The organism is Aquimarina agarivorans, from assembly GCF_000218485.1.
Lineage (GTDB): Bacteria > Bacteroidota > Bacteroidia > Flavobacteriales > Flavobacteriaceae > Aquimarina > Aquimarina agarivorans.
Genome location: NZ_AFPB01000170.1, coordinates 20,314 through 36,664 on the forward strand (window position 1 = coordinate 20,314; position 16,351 = coordinate 36,664).

The window sequence follows — 16,351 nt, forward strand, 5'->3', positions numbered from 1 at the left end:
CACTTTTTCCTGAATCGAGTCAGGGATTTCTAAGTATTCAATTCACTAAAAAATTATCACATTATGAAAACTAAAATTTATAAAATAATCTTTAGTCTAGTTGCTTTCTTATTATACGGAATAGGAGCACAAGCACAAAATGGTGTAGGCGGAATTAACCAAGCTACACAAATGGTCACTTCTTATTTTGATCCCGCTACAAAACTTATTTATGCTATTGGAGCAGTAGTAGGATTAATTGGTGGGGTTAAAGTGTATAACAAATTCTCATCAGGTGATCCTGACACTTCTAAAACAGCAGCTTCATGGTTTGGAGCATGTATTTTCTTAATTGTTTCTGCAACCATTTTACGCTCATTTTTCTTATAAACTATGGCTAGCTTTCAAATCAATAAAGGCATAGGAAGAACCGTAGAGTTCAAAGGTTTAAAAGCACAATATCTATTCATATTTGCTGGAGGATTATTGGGACTGTTTATTACTATAGTCATACTATATATGATTGGTATAAACCAATATGTGTGCTTAATACTAGGGCTTATTAGTGCAGGAGTTTTGATATGGAAAACTTTTGAGCTAAACACAAAATATGGAGAACATGGATTAATGAAAATTTCAGCTCGTAAAAGGCATCCGAAATTTATCAGCCGTCATTACACGGTACTATCTCTTATCAACTTTCAAAATCAAAGCATATGAGACCAATAGCTAAACGTAGTCCATTTGCTGATAAATTTCCGATTTGGGCAGTAGAACACAATTGTATTTTAAGCAAGGATGCAGATATAACCATTGCTTTTAAAGTTACTTTACCTGAACTGTTTACCATTACGGCAAAAGAATATGAAGCGATCCATGCTGCATGGCATAAAGCCATTAAAGTATTACCCGATTTTAGTATTGTCCATAAACAGGATTGGTATCTAAAAGAAAACTATGAACCAGAGATTCAAAAAGATGATTTAAGTTTTTTGTCTCGAAGTTTTGAAAAGCATTTTAATGAGCGTCCTTTTTTAGCACATCATTGTTACGTCTATGTGACAAAAACTACCAAAGAGCGCACGCGTCGTCAAAGTAGTTTTTCTACACTCACTCGCAAGCATTTAATTCCAAAGGAGATTCAAGACAAAGAAGCTATGCTCAAATTTATAGAATCGGTAGATCAGTTTGAACGTATTATTAATGATTCTGATTTTGTAAGCTTGGAGCGTTTAACGGATTCTGACATTGTTGGATCAGCAACTAAAAAGGGGCTTTTAGAAGAATATTTATCGCTTACTTCTGAGCAAGATAATTTTACACTACAAGATATTCATTTAGGAGTAGATGAGGTAAAAGTTGGGGATAAAATCCTATGCTTACATACACTATCAGATACTGAAGATTTACCCAATGAAGTAAGTACTGACAAACGTTTTGAACGATTATCTACAGACCGAAGTGACTGTCGATTATCTTTTGCTTCGCCAGTAGGGTTGCTATTGAACTGCAACCACATTTACAACCAATATATTTTTATTGATAACAGTGATGAGAATTTACGCAAGTTTGAAAAATCAGCACGTAACATGCACTCACTAGGCAAGTATAGCCGAAGTAATCAAATCAATAAAGAGTGGATTGAGAATTACCTTAATGAAGTACATTCAAAAGGGCTAACCTCGGTACGATGCCATTGCAATGTATTGGCTTGGAGTGATGACCAAGGAGAATTAAGACAAATTAAGAATGACGTTGGTAGTCAGTTAGCTCTTATGGAATGTCGTCCTCATCATAATACAGTAGATACTGCAACATTATATTGGGCAGGTATGGCAGGCAATGCAGGTGACTTTCCTGCGGAAGAAAGCTTTTACACATTTATAGACCCTGCGTTATGTTTCTTTACCCAAGAAACAAATTATCGCAATTCCTTATCTCCTTTCGGAATAAAAATGGTGGATAGATTAACAGGCAAGCCCATCCATTTAGATATTTCTGATTTACCAATGAAAAAAGGAATCATCACCAACCGAAACAAGTTTATTTTGGGTCCTTCAGGAAGTGGAAAATCTTTTTTTACGAATCATTTAATCCGTCAATATTACGAACAAGGCACACATGTATTATTAGTAGATACAGGTAATAGTTATCAAGGATTATGTGAACTCGTTCGTCAAAAAACAGGTGGTAAAGATGGGGTCTATTTTACGTATACGGAAGAAAATCCTATTGCGTTTAATCCATTTTATACAGATGATAATGTGTTTGATATTGAAAAAAGAGAAAGTATCAAAACACTTATTATGACCTTGTGGAAGCGAGACGACGAACCCGCTTCACGTTCTGAGGAAGTAGCCTTATCAAATGCCGTAAACCTATTCATTAAAAAAATTCAAAACGATAATACCACAGAAGTTTCTTTCAATGGGTTTTATGAATTTGCCAAAACAGACTACAAAACCATTTTAGAGGAAAAATCAGTACGAGAAAAAGACTTCGATTTAGCCAACTTCCTAAATGTTTTAGAGCCTTATTACAAAGGTGGAGAATACGATTATTTACTTAATTCAACCGAGCAACTAGACCTGTTAACCAAACGATTTATTGTATTTGAAATAGATGCCATTAAGGATCATAAAATCCTATTTCCTATAGTGACCATTATAATCATGGAGGTATTCATTAATAAGATGCGACGACTTACAGGAATTCGCAAACTAATATTAATTGAAGAAGCATGGAAAGCCATTGCCAAAGAAGGCATGGCGGAGTACATCAAGTATCTATTTAAAACTGTACGAAAGTTTTTTGGAGAAGCTATTGTAGTTACTCAGGAAGTAGATGATATTATTCAATCTCCTATTGTTAAAGAATCCATTATTAATAATTCGGATTGTAAGATACTTCTTGATCAGCGCAAGTACTTGAACAAGTTCGACGGTATTCAAGAAATGTTGGGACTTACCGAAAAAGAGAAAGCACAGATTTTATCCATAAACCTAAACAACCATCCAAGCCGATTATACAAAGAAGTTTGGATTGGATTAGGCGGAACACAGTCGGCTGTTTATGCTACTGAAGTAAGTGCCGAGGAATACTTGACCTACACTACTGAAGAAACCGAAAAAATGAAGGTCTTAGAACTTGCTAAAACCAAAGGAGGAGATATTGAATCTGCGATTAAGCAATTGGCAGAACAACGAAGATAATCTTATCAAAACCTCTTGTAATAGAGGTAAAAAGCAACATTAATTTTTAAAAATATACATCATGAAAAAATACATATTCAGCATATTGTGTATGATCGGTTTTTATACTACACAAGCACAATGGGTAGTTACCGACCCTACTAATTTGGCACAAGGGATTGCCAATACAGCACAGCAAATTGTACAAACTTCCACCACCGCTACCAACATGATAAACAATTTTAAAGAAACGGTGAAAATCTATGAGCAAGGGAAAAAGTATTATGACAAACTAAAGCGTGTAAACAATTTGGTTAAAGATGCTCGAAGGGTACAACAAGCAGTTCTTATGGTTGGAGAAATTTCAGATATCTACGTAAATAATTTTCAAAAAATGCTTAATGATGAAAATTACGCACCTCAAGAACTCTCTGCTATTGCATTTGGATATTCTAAACTATTGGAAGAAAGTGGCAGCTTAGTAAAAGAGCTAAAAAAGATTATAAATCCTTCAACCTTATCCATGAATGATAAGGAGCGTATGGATATTATAGATCGTATTTACAAAGAAATTAAAGCCAATAGGGATTTAGTGAATTACTACACCCGAAAAAATATTGGAGTTAGTTATTTGAGAGCAAAGGAAAAAGGCAATACGAAACGTGTATTGGCTTTATATGGAACAGCTAACGAACGTAATTGGTAAAATATAACAGTTATGTATTTAATTGCTGATTTCGACAATCTACATCAAGTATTACGAAGTTTATACGACGAGATGATGCCTTTGTGTAGTAATATGATAGGTATTGCAAAAGCCATCGCTGGTTTGGGAGCATTGTTCTACGTTTCTGCAAGGGTATGGCAATCATTAGCAAGAGCAGAACCTATTGATGTATATCCTATGCTACGTCCTTTTGCTATAGGAATGTGCATCCTCTTTTTTCCATCTATAGTGCTTGGAACAATTAATAGTGTCCTTAGCCCTGTGGTCAAGGGAACAGCGACAATTTTAGAAACGCAGACTTTTGATATGCAATCTTATCAAGCGCAAAAAGATAGGCTTGAACGAGAAGCCTTACTCAGAAATCCTGAAACCGCTTATTTAATTAGTAACGAAGAGTTTGATAAAAAACTGGAATCGCTAGGTTGGTCTCCTTCAGACTTGGCTACTATGGCAGGAATGCATGTGGAGAAAGGAATGTATAAACTTGAAAAAAGCATGAGAGATGCATTTCGTTCCCTATTGGAACTTATTTTTCAAGCGGCTGCTTTAATTATTGATACCATCCGTACATTCTTCCTTATTGTACTTTCTATTCTTGGTCCAATAGCCTTTGCGCTTTCAATTTGGGATGGTTTTCAATCTACACTTACTGCATGGCTTAACCGCTATATCAGTGTGTACTTCTGGTTACCTGTAGCCAATTTGTTTGGAGCTATGCTTGGTAAAATTCAAGTACTCATGCTTACCAAAGATATTGAAGCACTATCTAACCCTAACTATATCCCTGATGGCTCAAATACAATTTATACGGTTTTCATGCTTATCGGAATCATTGGCTATTTCACGATTCCAACGGTTGCAAATTGGGTTATTCAAGCTGGCGGAATGGGGAACTATAATAGAAATATAAATCAATCTTCTAAGAAAGCAGGGAATTTAGCTGGAGCTACGGCAGGGGCTACTTCTGGAAATATTCGAGGGCGATTAAAAATAAAATAAGATGAAACAACATATAGAATTTAAAACCTTAACTACTGTAGAAAGTAGTTTTAAGAAAATCCGCTTATTAAGTATTCTCTTTATTGTTTTGTGTACAGCAATTGTAGGTTACAGTGTATTTAGTTCCTACCGATTTGCCGAAGCACAACGTGAAAAAATTTATGTATTAGACAAAGGAAAGTCTTTGATGTTAGCATTATCCCAAGATGCATCTTTAAATAGACCTGTAGAAGCTAGAGAGCATATGCGTAGGTTTCATGAACTATTTTTCACACTTGCTCCTGATAATAAAGCCATTGAATCCAATATCAAAAGAGCCTTATTCATGGCAGACAAAAGTGCTTTTGATTATTACAAAGACCTTTCTGAAAAAGGGTATTACAATCGTATCATTTCTGGAAATATTCATCAGCGTATTGTAGTTGATAGCATTCAAACCAATTTTAATACCTATCCCTATGAAATGGTATTGCATGCCAAGCAATGGATCATAAGAGCAAGTAACAAAACAGAGCGAAGTTTAGTAACTACTTGCCAACTCGTCAATTCTGTTCGTTCAGACAACAACCCTCAAGGTTTTACTATCGAAGGCTTTAGAGTATTAGTAAATACTGATATCCAAACTATTAAGCGATGAGTTTATTGTTCCTACAAAGAATAGCAAAATGGCTTCGAAACCAATGTGAAAGTTTAACAAATCGACAAGCCAAAGTGCTACTATGGATACTTTTTATAAGCTATATCCTACTCACTTTGGCAGTGGTTATAACCACATTCTCATAAAGTGGTCTATGACTCTAATTTTTAAATCAAAATAAGATGAAACAAAATCCAAATAACAACAAAAAGCAACCTATACAACTGCAAGAAAAGCATAAAAAAATACTGGTTTACTCAGGGCTTTCCTTCTTGTTTATGGGAGTAATGTATCTATTGTTCGCTACTGGTAGTAACGATAAAAAAGCATTAATCAATGAAAATCATGGAATGAATATTTCTATTCCAGAAGCTGCACATACAGGACTACTAGATGATAAACAATCAGCTTATGAAAAGCAGCAATTCGAAGAAGAACAAACTCGTAAAAAATTAGAAATGGCAACACTTTCAGATCTATTTCAAAATACTTCAGATACTCTTGATAATAAATCTAATGCACTCAAATCATCTAATAGCGCTATTGGTTCCTCTGTTACTGCCTATAAAAGTATGCATCAAACCTTAGATAATTTTTATATGAAAGATGATACTGAAACCAAAGCTTTACAGGAAGAAATAGAGTCATTAAAAAAGCAATTAAATGCCAAAGACAATCCTATTAATAATGAAGATCGTCAGTTGGCTTTAATGGAAAAGTCTTATCAAATGGCAGCAAAATATTTACCTACAAATACCCAAGGAATGACCGTATCTCCTTTGAATGGAAGCACAAAAAAAAGACATGTAAAATCAGTACAGCAATATAAAGAACGTATCGTGTCAAGTTTACAAGAAAGTAATTGGGCTAACGGGCAATTATTTTCAACTCCTGTAGGAACTACACAGCAAATAAGGCGCAATACTATCAAGGCTTGTATACATCAAACTATGGAAATTACTAAAGGGATAGATGTACCTATTCGGCTCTTAGAACCCATACAAGTAGCCAATATAGTTGTCCCTACACAAACTATACTAATCGCTACACCGAAATTGGAAGGGAATCGTTTGCAGCTTTCTATTGCTTCGATACAGTACAAAGGAGTCTTAGTTCCTGTAGCACTTAATGTGTATGCTTTAGACGGAAAAGAAGGAATTTCTGTTCCTGGCACACTGGAGCAAAATGCTGTCAAAGAAGTATTAACAAGTTTAGGTAATGCATCAGGGAATGGTTTTACACTTAATAATTCGGCATCTGAGCAGCTCTTAACCGATTTAGGAAGAGGGGCTATACAAGGCACTTCTAATTATCTAAAAAACAAAATCCAACAAACCAAAATCACCATTAAAGCAGGACACGATGTTCTACTGCTTTCTGAGGTACAATAATTTTTTATTAACCGATACTGCTTACACAGTATCACAAACTTTAAATCGTATGAAACATTTAATTTTAGCAAGTATCATCTTCACAATGACATGTAGCAATTTAACCGCGCAAGAAAAAGCATCTAATGACTTGTTTAAAGGATTGAGCCAATCTTTTTCTTACCAAGAAATGATCGTTCCTTATGGACTAGAAGTTAGTTTTCATAAAACCTCACATCTGTTATTCAAATCTCCTATTCGCTATGTTGATTTGGGTAGTAATAATATTATTGCAGGAAAAGCAAAACAAGCAGAAAATGTACTACGTATCAAAGCCAACAAAGAATATTTTGATACTGAAACAAGTCTTACTGTTATTTGTGCGGATGGGAGTTTCTATGCCTTTAATGTAAAGTATGTTGATGAGCCAGAGAAACTCAATATTGACATGAACGAGGTGGTATTAAAAGATGCCCAAGTACAACCCAATAAGCAAACTGTATTTTTCGAAGAATTAGGCAATGAGTCTCCTCGTTGGGTAGATTTAGTAATGCGCACTATTTACAATAATAATGACACGCATATCCGTCATATTGGGGCAAAAAAGGCACGAATTCAATTTCGTTTAAAAGGTTTGTATGTAGAAAAAGGCTTGCTGTATTTCCACACAGAACTAAAAAATCGTTCTAAAACACCTTTTGAGATCGACTTCATTAGTTTTAAAGTAGTTGATAAAAAACTTTTGAAACAAACAGCCATACAAGAAGTGCCTCTTTCTCCAGTTCGTGTTTTTCATTCCATGGATAAGGTGGATAAAAAAAGTAAGGAACGTACCGTATTTTGTTTGGGGAAAATGACTTTACCTAATGACAAGCTGTTAGAAGTAAGTGTATTTGAAAAGAATGGAGGTAGGCATCAAACTTTTCTATTAGAAAGTAAAGATTGGGATAAAGCTCGTACTATTGAAAATCTACAGTTGAGATGGGAATAAGATTCATAATTCTAACAGGGCTCATACTACTTATAATCCCTGTTCATGCTCAACGTTTATTAGAAGGCGAAACGGCTATACAACTATCTGGTGCAATTCCCACAAACTCAACGGATGCTATATCAGAAAATTTTAGTTTTCAGTTAGGGGTAATTACTAACACCAAAAAAGGGAATTACTGGAAGTTTGAAACAGTGTATCAGCGAAAAACTTTTGATTACAAAAACCAAAGGTTGCCCTACGATTTTTATAATGGGAACATCGGGTACTTTTTACAAACTTTTAGTAATTATCAAAAGAATTTTTTAGTGTATACAGGAATCTCAGGTATAGCTGGCTACGAAGTGTTTAATAACGACACCTCATTATTACAAGATGGAGCAACACTTAACAACCGCTCTGGATTTGTTTACGGAGGAAAAGCAACACTTTCAATTGAAACCTACCTATCAAACCATTGGGTGCTATTTGCTTTTTCTGAAGTAAACTATATCCCCAAAAGTGGATTGTCACAATGGCAATCACAGTTCGGAATAGGAACACGCATATTTATAAATTAAAATTTAAAATAAAATGAAAATCATATCAGTTATAGGGCTCATTATCTTCATTATTTCTTCCATATTAGCTACTGCTTGTAGCAAGGAAGAATTAGATATTCAAAAAGCCTATTCGTACCAATTAACCCATTTGCCAATTCCTGAAGAGATTGTTAAAAATGAAACCGTAGAGATACGTTGTACTTTGGATAAACAAGGAGACTATAAAGATGCTATTTTTAAGATTCGTTTTTTCCAAAATGAAGGAAAGGGATGGTTATTTTTAGAAGATAAACCATTGGAAACTCCTAATGATTTATATCCTTTAAACAAAGACACATTTCGCTTATATTACACCGCTAATTCTACAGAAAACCATCAGTTTGATGTATATATAGAAGACAACTTTGGGCAATCTGAAAAGGTGAGTTTTGAATTTAGAACACAGATACAAACGGACGATTAATTTTCAATTTTCTTGAATTGTTGTACGCTAGGTAATTTTTTTGGGGCAAAATAGGAAAGCCTTTTAAGAGTAAGGAAAATGATATTACTATTAGGAAGGCATATCCCTTTTTAGAAAAATCAATTTTTAAATCTTAATTGGAAGAAATTAAAAGAGCCTATCCGTACTAGATGTATTGAAAATAAAGAAAAAACAATTCGTCCAAGCGAAGTTCTTTTGCTTCTTTTCTTTCTTCGCAATTACTAAAGAAAAGAAGTTCAAAGGGGGTACATAAAAATACCTCCTTTTTTAATTCACTAATTGGTTATTTTTTAAAAATCATATACTAAATGAATTTCTCTTCATTTAGCATGTGATTACAAACTATAATTTAGTTTTATAGTTTACAAAATTCCGTTATCTGCAAAACTATAGTAATTACCATTAGGAGCAAGTATAAGATGGTCTAAAACCTTAATATCAAATAGCTCTGCGGCTTGTTTAATTCTTCTTGTTAGGTTTTGATCTGCCTCACTAGGGTTTAGTTTTCCACTTGGATGGTTGTGTGCTAAAATTACAGCTACGGATAACGATTTTAGAATAACTGCAAACAAAATTCTAAGATCTATTAACGTAGAGGTAATTCCTCCCTGTGAAAGTTGATATATACCTTTAGCCTTATTACTATTGTTCAATAAAAGTACTTTGAAGCTTTCTTGAATCCCGATAGTGTCTTTATCCCAATGCTCGAAAAGTAATTGAGCAGCAGAATCTGAACTATTAATTTTTAACCATTTAGAAGATGGCAAACCTTGTTTATAACTAATCTTTATTTCGTTGACTTGTAATTTCATTATTTTTATTTTTTTGAATCGTAATTTGTAAACTCCCTTCGATATTCATTTGGGCAATTCACTTGAAAATCACCTACCCATTTCATTTTCTTTAGCTACCAAATAATTGATGCTAACAAAGCAATCCCACCTATAATACAAGCCCATTTAACCACTATGAATAATAATGAAAAAGCAAAACTGAACAACCAACGTACTATAGAAACCGTAGCTAAAAGAGCAATAACAACAATTGCTTCTCTTGTTATGATATTTGATAGTAAATATCCTAGTGCTAGAAGTAGCAGTATTTTTATAATTGTATTTGGTAAGACTTTCATAATCATGCTTGTTTTTTTATTATTCCTATTTCAATTAGCTTTTTATCTTTAAAAAACATTATTTTACCATAATCAAAACCGACATTGAAAGCTATATTTTTAAGGTATTCTTGATATACTACTCCTTTTATATTCTCACCTATTAGGTTATTAAAAATTACTTTTAAACTTCCTTCATTGCCTTGTAAAATGGTTTTTCCTTTTTGCTTGATTTCTTCACGAACATTCATACATTTTGATTTTAAATTAGTTGTTGATTTTGTATGTTTTTAAGCCATGTATTAGCAAAGGCAACATTCTTAGCTACTGCTTTATGCCTAATCCCTTTTATCTTTCCATTCTCAATAAATAAGTCTATTTGATCTATACCCATATAATCGTTACGAAAACTGTAAGGCATTACTATAGTGTCTTTGTCATTTTGGGCTAAAAGGAAACACATTTCAGGGTCTGCCATTAAATCTCCATTTTGTGTACCATAATGAGCAAGGGAGTATATTTCATAATTCTCTATCTCCTCAACTTTCTCGACAATTAAAGGCATAACTCCTTTTTTATTATCTAGCTTTATATATCCGTTATTTTCTTTGGCTAATGCTACTAACCTTAAAAAGATATTAGTGGCTGTTTTATTTAGAATTTTCATTATATGATTTTTTCAGGTTGTACTAGTAAGGTTAAATGCTATTTAAAATGAGAGTTTTGCACTCTAAAGCTGCTTTGTTAGGGTAATTCTCCAAATACTCAAAAGCATCTATTTTTTGAGTAGTTGATAGCTTTTTAGTAAGTGTTTCTGCTTGTTTTCGTTGTCCGTTTACAATAGACAATAGAATGTACTCGTAATAATCCGTTATCCTGTTGAAGTCGTATTCTTTTAATGTTTTCAATGATACCATAATTCACGTTTTAAGAATTTCAATCCCTCTATTAAATTTTAAGGGGTGTTTGTTTCTTTCTTACGTGCATAGCACAATAAATGAAGTAGGTTTTGTCAAGACTTTTCTTAAGAAATTAGGTGTGTTTGCGACGTAGTAAAATACTTGTATTTTCAAGGAAGTAGATACCTCATTTCTTTAGAAAACTTGTATAGTCTTGACAAGTTCTATTAGGATATTTAGCAGTTCTTTTGAAGGGTTTTGTGTTATCGTGTACGGTGAGTTAAGCGATATAAGCAAAAGATTTCAAATTAGAAATGCTTATATCCTGCCCGTTTTTCGCTGTCCCGAAAAACGATAAAGGCTTCATTTATTATTAACCCCTTAAAATGTATTAGTCCAATCTTGAATTTTTAAGAATTAGTGACAAAGGCTCAAGAAGAATTTGTTGCTAATTCAGTGAAGAAAATTTAAGGTTGGATGCTCCAGTATAAAAATTAAAAAGAACTTAAGGCGTTTTGTTTCTTTTATCAGCTTCAAACATTGTAAACTCTAAAGCTCTATAAGCGGAAACATCATAACCTATAAGTTCATTAACACTTATTTGAAAATCTTGAAATAGCTTGTCTTTTGTTAACAATTCTAGGTAGTTTAAATATGCTATGTAGTTTTTAGGCTCTGTAATACCATAGGACGATTTTTTCTTTGTCAAGAATCTGAATATTCTACTATCCCAAATGGCATATATTTTCGGATTTATAAAATGGAGTAATTTAGATAACCCAACTATTGAGTTATTTATAGCTTCCTTACCGATTAATAACTCATCTTCATTTAAAAGCTCTCCTTGTTTGGCTTTATTTAATACGCTTAAAACAGCATCTATATTTTTTAAGTCTAAATCAATAATGGTAGGCATCCAACCATAAACAAAATGAGACGCTATAATTAAATGCTCTTTTTCTATACTTTCTATATCACTAAAATACTTGACAAAAAAAGGATATGTGTTTAAATAACTAACCTCAGCTACATTAAAAGTAATAAGATGTTCTTTTAATTCTTCAATAGTTGTTGTCTTAAACATAGCCTTTAGTCTAATCTGTATTTGATAGGGTTTGCAGCTCCCTTTTTCTTGGTGTGAGCTATTGATTTGTTGATATACAGATTCCTCACTTCATCACTGGCAACTTTTCCATGAAACCCCCATCTATTACTACGTTTATCTTCTGTTATGAAATTATACCATTCATGTATTTCAAAAACCTCTATAATTATTCCTGTATATTCAGAAAGTGCATATTTTACAGTATTTCTTCGATGTTCACCTATAACCCAAGCTTGTTTAGTAGCATGATATATATGCTCAACAGACTCTCCTCTTTTATACTTTCTATTAATATTAATAATAATTACTGGATGCTGTAGTTCATGTAAAGGGGCTGCATTGTGTAATCTAATAATCTCATCTGTAGTCATCAATCCTTTATAACCTACATGATGTCCTTCCACTATATTTGATAATCCTAACCCTATGTAATTTCCAAAATCTATTAAAGATGCTTCCACCTCAAAAGCTTCTGTTTCTTTTAAACCATGTCTTATTATGATATGCTTGACTTCAAACCCTTTACTGTTTATCTCTCTTATAGTATCTAATTTTAAAGTAGAGATATCTTCTAAGTTTTCTGCATCATATTTATGATTAAAAACTCTATTACCAACCCCTTTACCTATATAAAAAGGTAGGTTCGTTATTGGGTCTATTAATGCATATACATAATATCCTAAACGTTCTATGGTTTTGTTATCAAACATAAGATGTTATTGAGTTTTAAGAAAGAAAGCGTTCTATTTCAAATCGTTGAAAATCATTTAAGGTATTTAAATATTCTTGAAAATCTTCATTTGAAGTTAAATTATTGTTTTGGTCAAATTTTAGGTTTTCTAATTGTTTGTCTTTAGTAAGTCTATCTATTAATCCTATAGTTAGTCCAAATTTGGTAAGCTCTATTTTTTCTTCATTAGTTGTACCATAGACATATTCATTATACTCATCTTTGGATATAATATTAAAATCATACAAGAAGACAATAAACTTATTTAACTTAAAACTTATAAAATCATCTTCAATTTTCAATTTTACAATAGCATAATTTATTAATTCTTCGTCATTTTTATCTTTTAAATTAATAGCTACCTTATAATTATTAAGTTCATTGAAGTACTTTTTAGATTGATATATTTCTTCTCCATAAGTTGTCCCTATATAGTAAATATGGTCTTTTGGGTTTCTAGATATTTTTCTAGATTTTAAATAGTTAAATATAATTTGAATATTTTCTTTTAGAGACTTTTTTCTATTTTCGATATGTGTGTTATAATAATTTCTTGCACTTTCTTCCTTTAATCTAAAAAACTCATAGTCTACCATAAAGTTGTCTATTTCTGAAAAGTCTTTTATGAATAGAATGAAAATCTTATCAATAATATTTTTCTCATTCCAATCTGGAATTAAATAGCTTTTATTATTAATAGATTTGAGGATTTTATCAACCAGAAAATCTAAGTCATTATAAAAAATATTAAAACTGTTTTCTATAAAATACTGTTTTAATTTTTCCTGAGGAGTAAGATTTTCCTTTATTAAAAAATCTTCATACTCTATTAATTTTCTTACTTTTTCACGTTTTTTCTGCTGTGTATCTTTATCAGAGTCTTTTATTGATTCAATGTCAAATTTATCTAATACAGGATTGTCAATTATATCACTAAATGTTCTGTTCCTTAAGAGCTTAATTTTATTGAACATTTTCACTGCATTAGCACCATGCAGGTTGTATATATCATTATTTACAAAATATATACTAGGCAATAGTTTAGTCAGATTATTTCCAGCTTTAAAAAATCTCATTTAATCTATTAACACGTCCAATTAAATTAGTGAGTTCTTTGCCGCCTAGACTTCTTGTATTAAATATGTATAGGTTGTCTATAGGTAAGTTCATACCTTCAAGAATAACAGAGTTAGCAACAACATAATTTATGTCATTTACTTCTTTAAATTTTTTCTCTAAATATTCTTTGATTAGGTCTGGAAGTTTTCCATGAAGATAAATTATACCTTTTTTTAAAAGTGGTATGCAATAAAATTTTTCATGGACTTCATCTTTCAATATAGTTATTATTTCTTTTATTGAATCATTATCTTTATCATTACTTATTTCTACTAGACTTTTAGCTAAATGCTCGATATGTACCGGTCTATAATTGTATAAAAAGTTTTTACTTTTTGAAGTTTTCTGAATAAGTTCAAAATAATTGTCAAAATAAGATAAACTAAGACCTGTATTATTGTCATTAATAAAGAACCTATTATGTTTTAACAGCTTGTTTTCTAAAGAAAATTCGAAAATTTCAGGAGATTTAATATTGAAATTAATTGTGTGAGAATTAATTTCTTGTCTAGGGATAATTTTTAAGTTTTGTACTTTATCTATAAGTGGAGAAAGATATACAATATTACAATTCTCTTTTCTATTTTTATTGAGTCTAATCAATCTTGCTAGTAATAGGCTTCTATTATCTTTCTTAAAAATATTATGGGCTTCATCAATAATTAATGAGTCATAACTTATTTCGGCTGATTTCAACAACCTTAAAGCTCTCTCTTGAGTAAATACTGCAATGAAATTAGTTTCATTTTTATACATTTCATTATGCATTAATATTCTGTACCCTAATTTTGCATCTCTTATCATTTTATAGGTCTGCATTAAAAGTGATTTTGTAGGTACTATTATTGCAATCTTTTGTTTTTGTTTTAATGAGTTAATATATTCTACAATAACTGAGCTTTTTCCAAAAGAGGTAGGAGCTAAAAAACTCTTCTCTTTTGAAGTATCATTTACAAATGATATTCTCTCAGTATTTTGTTCGAATGTTTCAACGTAATTTAATTCAGTATTTATATCTTTTTTATAATCTGTGAGTTTTAAGCCAACAACAAAATCTTGAAAATTAGTTTGACCAACTAGATTATTTTTCAAAATAGCATCTGTAATAGGGAAAAAACCAAATTCAACAGAAAAATCATAAAGAGGTTTATAATCTTGAAAATTCAAAGAATATTTTAAGACTATATAATATGCAAAATCAGCAAAACTTTTATATCTTCTATCTTTGTTATATTGATTTAAGAAAATAAGTGGACTACCAACAAAATATGGCACAAATATTCTAAGCCACGTTTCTATATTTATTTTGAGTTAATTTCAATTCCATTTCTAAAGGTGTCAAATAATTTAAAGCAGAATGTATTCTTTTAGTGTTGTACCAATTTACATATTGATCAATACACCTGTAAAGCTGCTCACTATCTGAAAAATGATACCTATTTAAGCATTCGTATTTAATTGTTTTAAAAAAGCTTTCAGCTACAGCGTTATCCCAACAATTTCCCTTTCTACTCATACTTTGAGTAATTTTAAGATTTGAATTTAGTAAGGAAACTATTTTATTTGAAGTGTATTGAACACCTCTATCCGAATGAAAAATAAACCCTTCTTTAATTTCTCTATTATTCCTAGCATTTAACCAAGCTTTGTAAACTGTATTTTCTGTAGTCATATCTTTGCTTAAAGACCATCCAACTAGCTTTCTGTCTGCTAAATCTATTATTGTCGTTAGGTAATTCCAATGGTTTGCTACAGGTATATAAGTAATGTCAGATACCCATTTTTTCCCTATTTTTTGACAATCAAATTCCCTATTCAGAATATTTTCTGCTATTGGATTAGCATGATCTGAATCGGTAGTGATCACAAATTTCTTTTTCAAAATACTCTTTAAGCCAAGTAGATTCATTAATCGACCAATATAAGAAACACTGTAATTAAGGCCTTCTTTTGCTAACATTTTTTGAATTCTAGTACTTCCATAAATCTCTTTATTTTCATAGAATATACTGGTAATCCTATTGTTTAAATGGAGTAATGTTTCGTTAAAATTATCTTTTGCCTTTAGCCAATGGTAATAAGAATTCCTACTCACTCTCATGTATTTACACATCTTTTCAACAGAAAAACACTGCTTGTGTTTTAGTATAAAATTATACCTTATCTGTCGCTCTTGGAAAAGATGCTTACCGCCTTTTTTAATATATCTCGTTCCAGCTGGACTTCTTTTAATTCTTTTCGTAGTGAGCGTAATTCTTGTTCCTCTTTACTAGTATTTTTGGTTTTGATAAATCACCTGATTTTTCTTCATATTCGCGTCCCAACGACTGATCAAACTAACGTTCAAATCATATTCTGAACTTAACTCTTAGTACTTCTTCCTGATTTTAATAGTTCTACTATCATCACTTTAAAATCATTGAATGTTTGCGTTTTGCCATAATTCAAATTTATTAATTATAGGCTT

19 protein-coding genes and 1 pseudogene are annotated in these 16,351 nt (G+C 31.7%); 10 read left to right on the forward strand and 10 right to left on the reverse strand.

The features are described 5' to 3' along the window. Positions 1 to 63 precede the first annotated feature (63 nt). The 10 genes from GMC_RS0114660 (at position 64) to GMC_RS0114705 (ending at position 8,899) form a co-directional block, all read left to right on the forward strand. Complete coding sequence (locus tag GMC_RS0114660; protein ID WP_010522859.1) at positions 64 to 369, forward strand: DUF4134 domain-containing protein; 306 nt, start codon at positions 64 to 66, stop codon at positions 367 to 369. Between the two features lie 3 nt (positions 370 to 372). Further along, a complete protein-coding gene (locus tag GMC_RS0114665; RefSeq protein ID WP_010522860.1) occupies positions 373 to 699 on the forward strand; it encodes a DUF4133 domain-containing protein in 327 nt (108 codons plus the stop codon). Next, positions 696 to 3,191: a TraG family conjugative transposon ATPase gene (locus GMC_RS0114670; RefSeq protein WP_010522861.1), complete on the forward strand. Its 2,496-nt coding sequence runs from the start codon at positions 696 to 698 to the stop codon at positions 3,189 to 3,191. The genes GMC_RS0114665 and GMC_RS0114670 overlap by 4 nt, the downstream gene beginning before the upstream one ends. A gap of 61 nt (positions 3,192 to 3,252) precedes the next feature. Further along, positions 3,253 to 3,876, forward strand: a complete 624-nt coding sequence (locus GMC_RS0114675) for a DUF4141 domain-containing protein (protein ID WP_029489814.1) — start codon at positions 3,253 to 3,255, stop codon at positions 3,874 to 3,876. 12 nt (positions 3,877 to 3,888) lie between these two features. Next, positions 3,889 to 4,896, forward strand: a complete 1,008-nt coding sequence (gene traJ / locus GMC_RS0114680; RefSeq protein WP_010522863.1) for a conjugative transposon protein TraJ — start codon at positions 3,889 to 3,891, stop codon at positions 4,894 to 4,896. Between the two features lie 13 nt (positions 4,897 to 4,909). After that, the gene (gene traK / locus GMC_RS0114685; RefSeq protein WP_029489815.1) at positions 4,910 to 5,533 is read left to right on the forward strand and encodes a conjugative transposon protein TraK; all 624 of its coding nucleotides are present in this window, start codon (positions 4,910 to 4,912) and stop codon (positions 5,531 to 5,533) included. Between the two features lie 182 nt (positions 5,534 to 5,715). Further along, positions 5,716 to 6,924 (forward strand): conjugative transposon protein TraM, encoded by a 1,209-nt coding sequence (gene traM, locus GMC_RS0114690; protein ID WP_010522865.1) that lies wholly within the window; start codon positions 5,716 to 5,718, stop codon positions 6,922 to 6,924. Positions 6,925 to 6,973: 49 nt separating this feature from the next. Then, positions 6,974 to 7,894 (forward strand): conjugative transposon protein TraN, encoded by a 921-nt coding sequence (gene traN, locus GMC_RS0114695; protein WP_029489816.1) that lies wholly within the window; start codon positions 6,974 to 6,976, stop codon positions 7,892 to 7,894. Continuing rightward, positions 7,885 to 8,454, forward strand: a complete 570-nt coding sequence (locus GMC_RS20865) for a conjugal transfer protein TraO (RefSeq protein ID WP_010522867.1) — start codon at positions 7,885 to 7,887, stop codon at positions 8,452 to 8,454. The genes traN and GMC_RS20865 overlap by 10 nt, the downstream gene beginning before the upstream one ends. 13 nt (positions 8,455 to 8,467) lie before the next feature. Further along, on the forward strand, positions 8,468 to 8,899 hold the full coding sequence (locus GMC_RS0114705; protein ID WP_010522868.1) for a TraQ conjugal transfer family protein: 432 nt from the start codon (positions 8,468 to 8,470) through the stop codon (positions 8,897 to 8,899). A gap of 383 nt (positions 8,900 to 9,282) precedes the next feature. On the opposite strand, the gene GMC_RS0114710 is transcribed toward GMC_RS0114705, so the two are convergent. From GMC_RS0114710 to GMC_RS0114750, 10 genes and pseudogenes are all read right to left on the reverse strand, one after another. Continuing rightward, a complete protein-coding gene (locus GMC_RS0114710; protein ID WP_010522869.1) occupies positions 9,283 to 9,732 on the reverse strand; it encodes a JAB domain-containing protein in 450 nt (149 codons plus the stop codon). Between the two features lie 95 nt (positions 9,733 to 9,827). Further along, the gene (locus GMC_RS0114715) at positions 9,828 to 10,052 is read right to left on the reverse strand and encodes a hypothetical protein (RefSeq protein WP_138940652.1); all 225 of its coding nucleotides are present in this window, start codon (positions 10,050 to 10,052) and stop codon (positions 9,828 to 9,830) included. A 2-nt stretch (positions 10,053 to 10,054) separates the two neighbouring features. Beyond that, positions 10,055 to 10,282 (reverse strand): DUF7688 family protein, encoded by a 228-nt coding sequence (locus GMC_RS0114720; protein ID WP_010522871.1) that lies wholly within the window; start codon positions 10,280 to 10,282, stop codon positions 10,055 to 10,057. Positions 10,283 to 10,293: 11 nt separating this feature from the next. Beyond that, complete coding sequence (locus GMC_RS0114725) at positions 10,294 to 10,698, reverse strand: DUF6908 domain-containing protein (protein ID WP_010522872.1); 405 nt, start codon at positions 10,696 to 10,698, stop codon at positions 10,294 to 10,296. A gap of 31 nt (positions 10,699 to 10,729) precedes the next feature. Then, entirely contained in the window at positions 10,730 to 10,948 is a 219-nt protein-coding gene (locus GMC_RS0114730) for a hypothetical protein (RefSeq protein ID WP_010522873.1), read from the reverse strand. 487 nt (positions 10,949 to 11,435) lie between these two features. Continuing rightward, positions 11,436 to 12,014, reverse strand: a complete 579-nt coding sequence (locus GMC_RS0114735) for a hypothetical protein (RefSeq protein WP_010522874.1) — start codon at positions 12,012 to 12,014, stop codon at positions 11,436 to 11,438. 5 nt (positions 12,015 to 12,019) lie between these two features. Then, positions 12,020 to 12,745, reverse strand: coding sequence for an LEM-3-like GIY-YIG domain-containing protein (locus GMC_RS0114740; protein ID WP_010522875.1), 726 nt, complete (start codon positions 12,743 to 12,745; stop codon positions 12,020 to 12,022). Between the two features lie 16 nt (positions 12,746 to 12,761). Next, on the reverse strand, positions 12,762 to 13,841 hold the full coding sequence (locus GMC_RS20870; protein WP_050813323.1) for a hypothetical protein: 1,080 nt from the start codon (positions 13,839 to 13,841) through the stop codon (positions 12,762 to 12,764). Next, the gene (locus tag GMC_RS20875; protein ID WP_050813324.1) at positions 13,828 to 15,159 is read right to left on the reverse strand and encodes a DEAD/DEAH box helicase; all 1,332 of its coding nucleotides are present in this window, start codon (positions 15,157 to 15,159) and stop codon (positions 13,828 to 13,830) included. Before GMC_RS20875 ends, GMC_RS20870 begins: the two co-directional genes overlap by 14 nt. A gap of 7 nt (positions 15,160 to 15,166) precedes the next feature. Continuing rightward, positions 15,167 to 16,290: pseudogene (locus GMC_RS0114750) on the reverse strand (IS3 family transposase). Between the last annotated feature and the right edge of the window lie 61 nt (positions 16,291 to 16,351).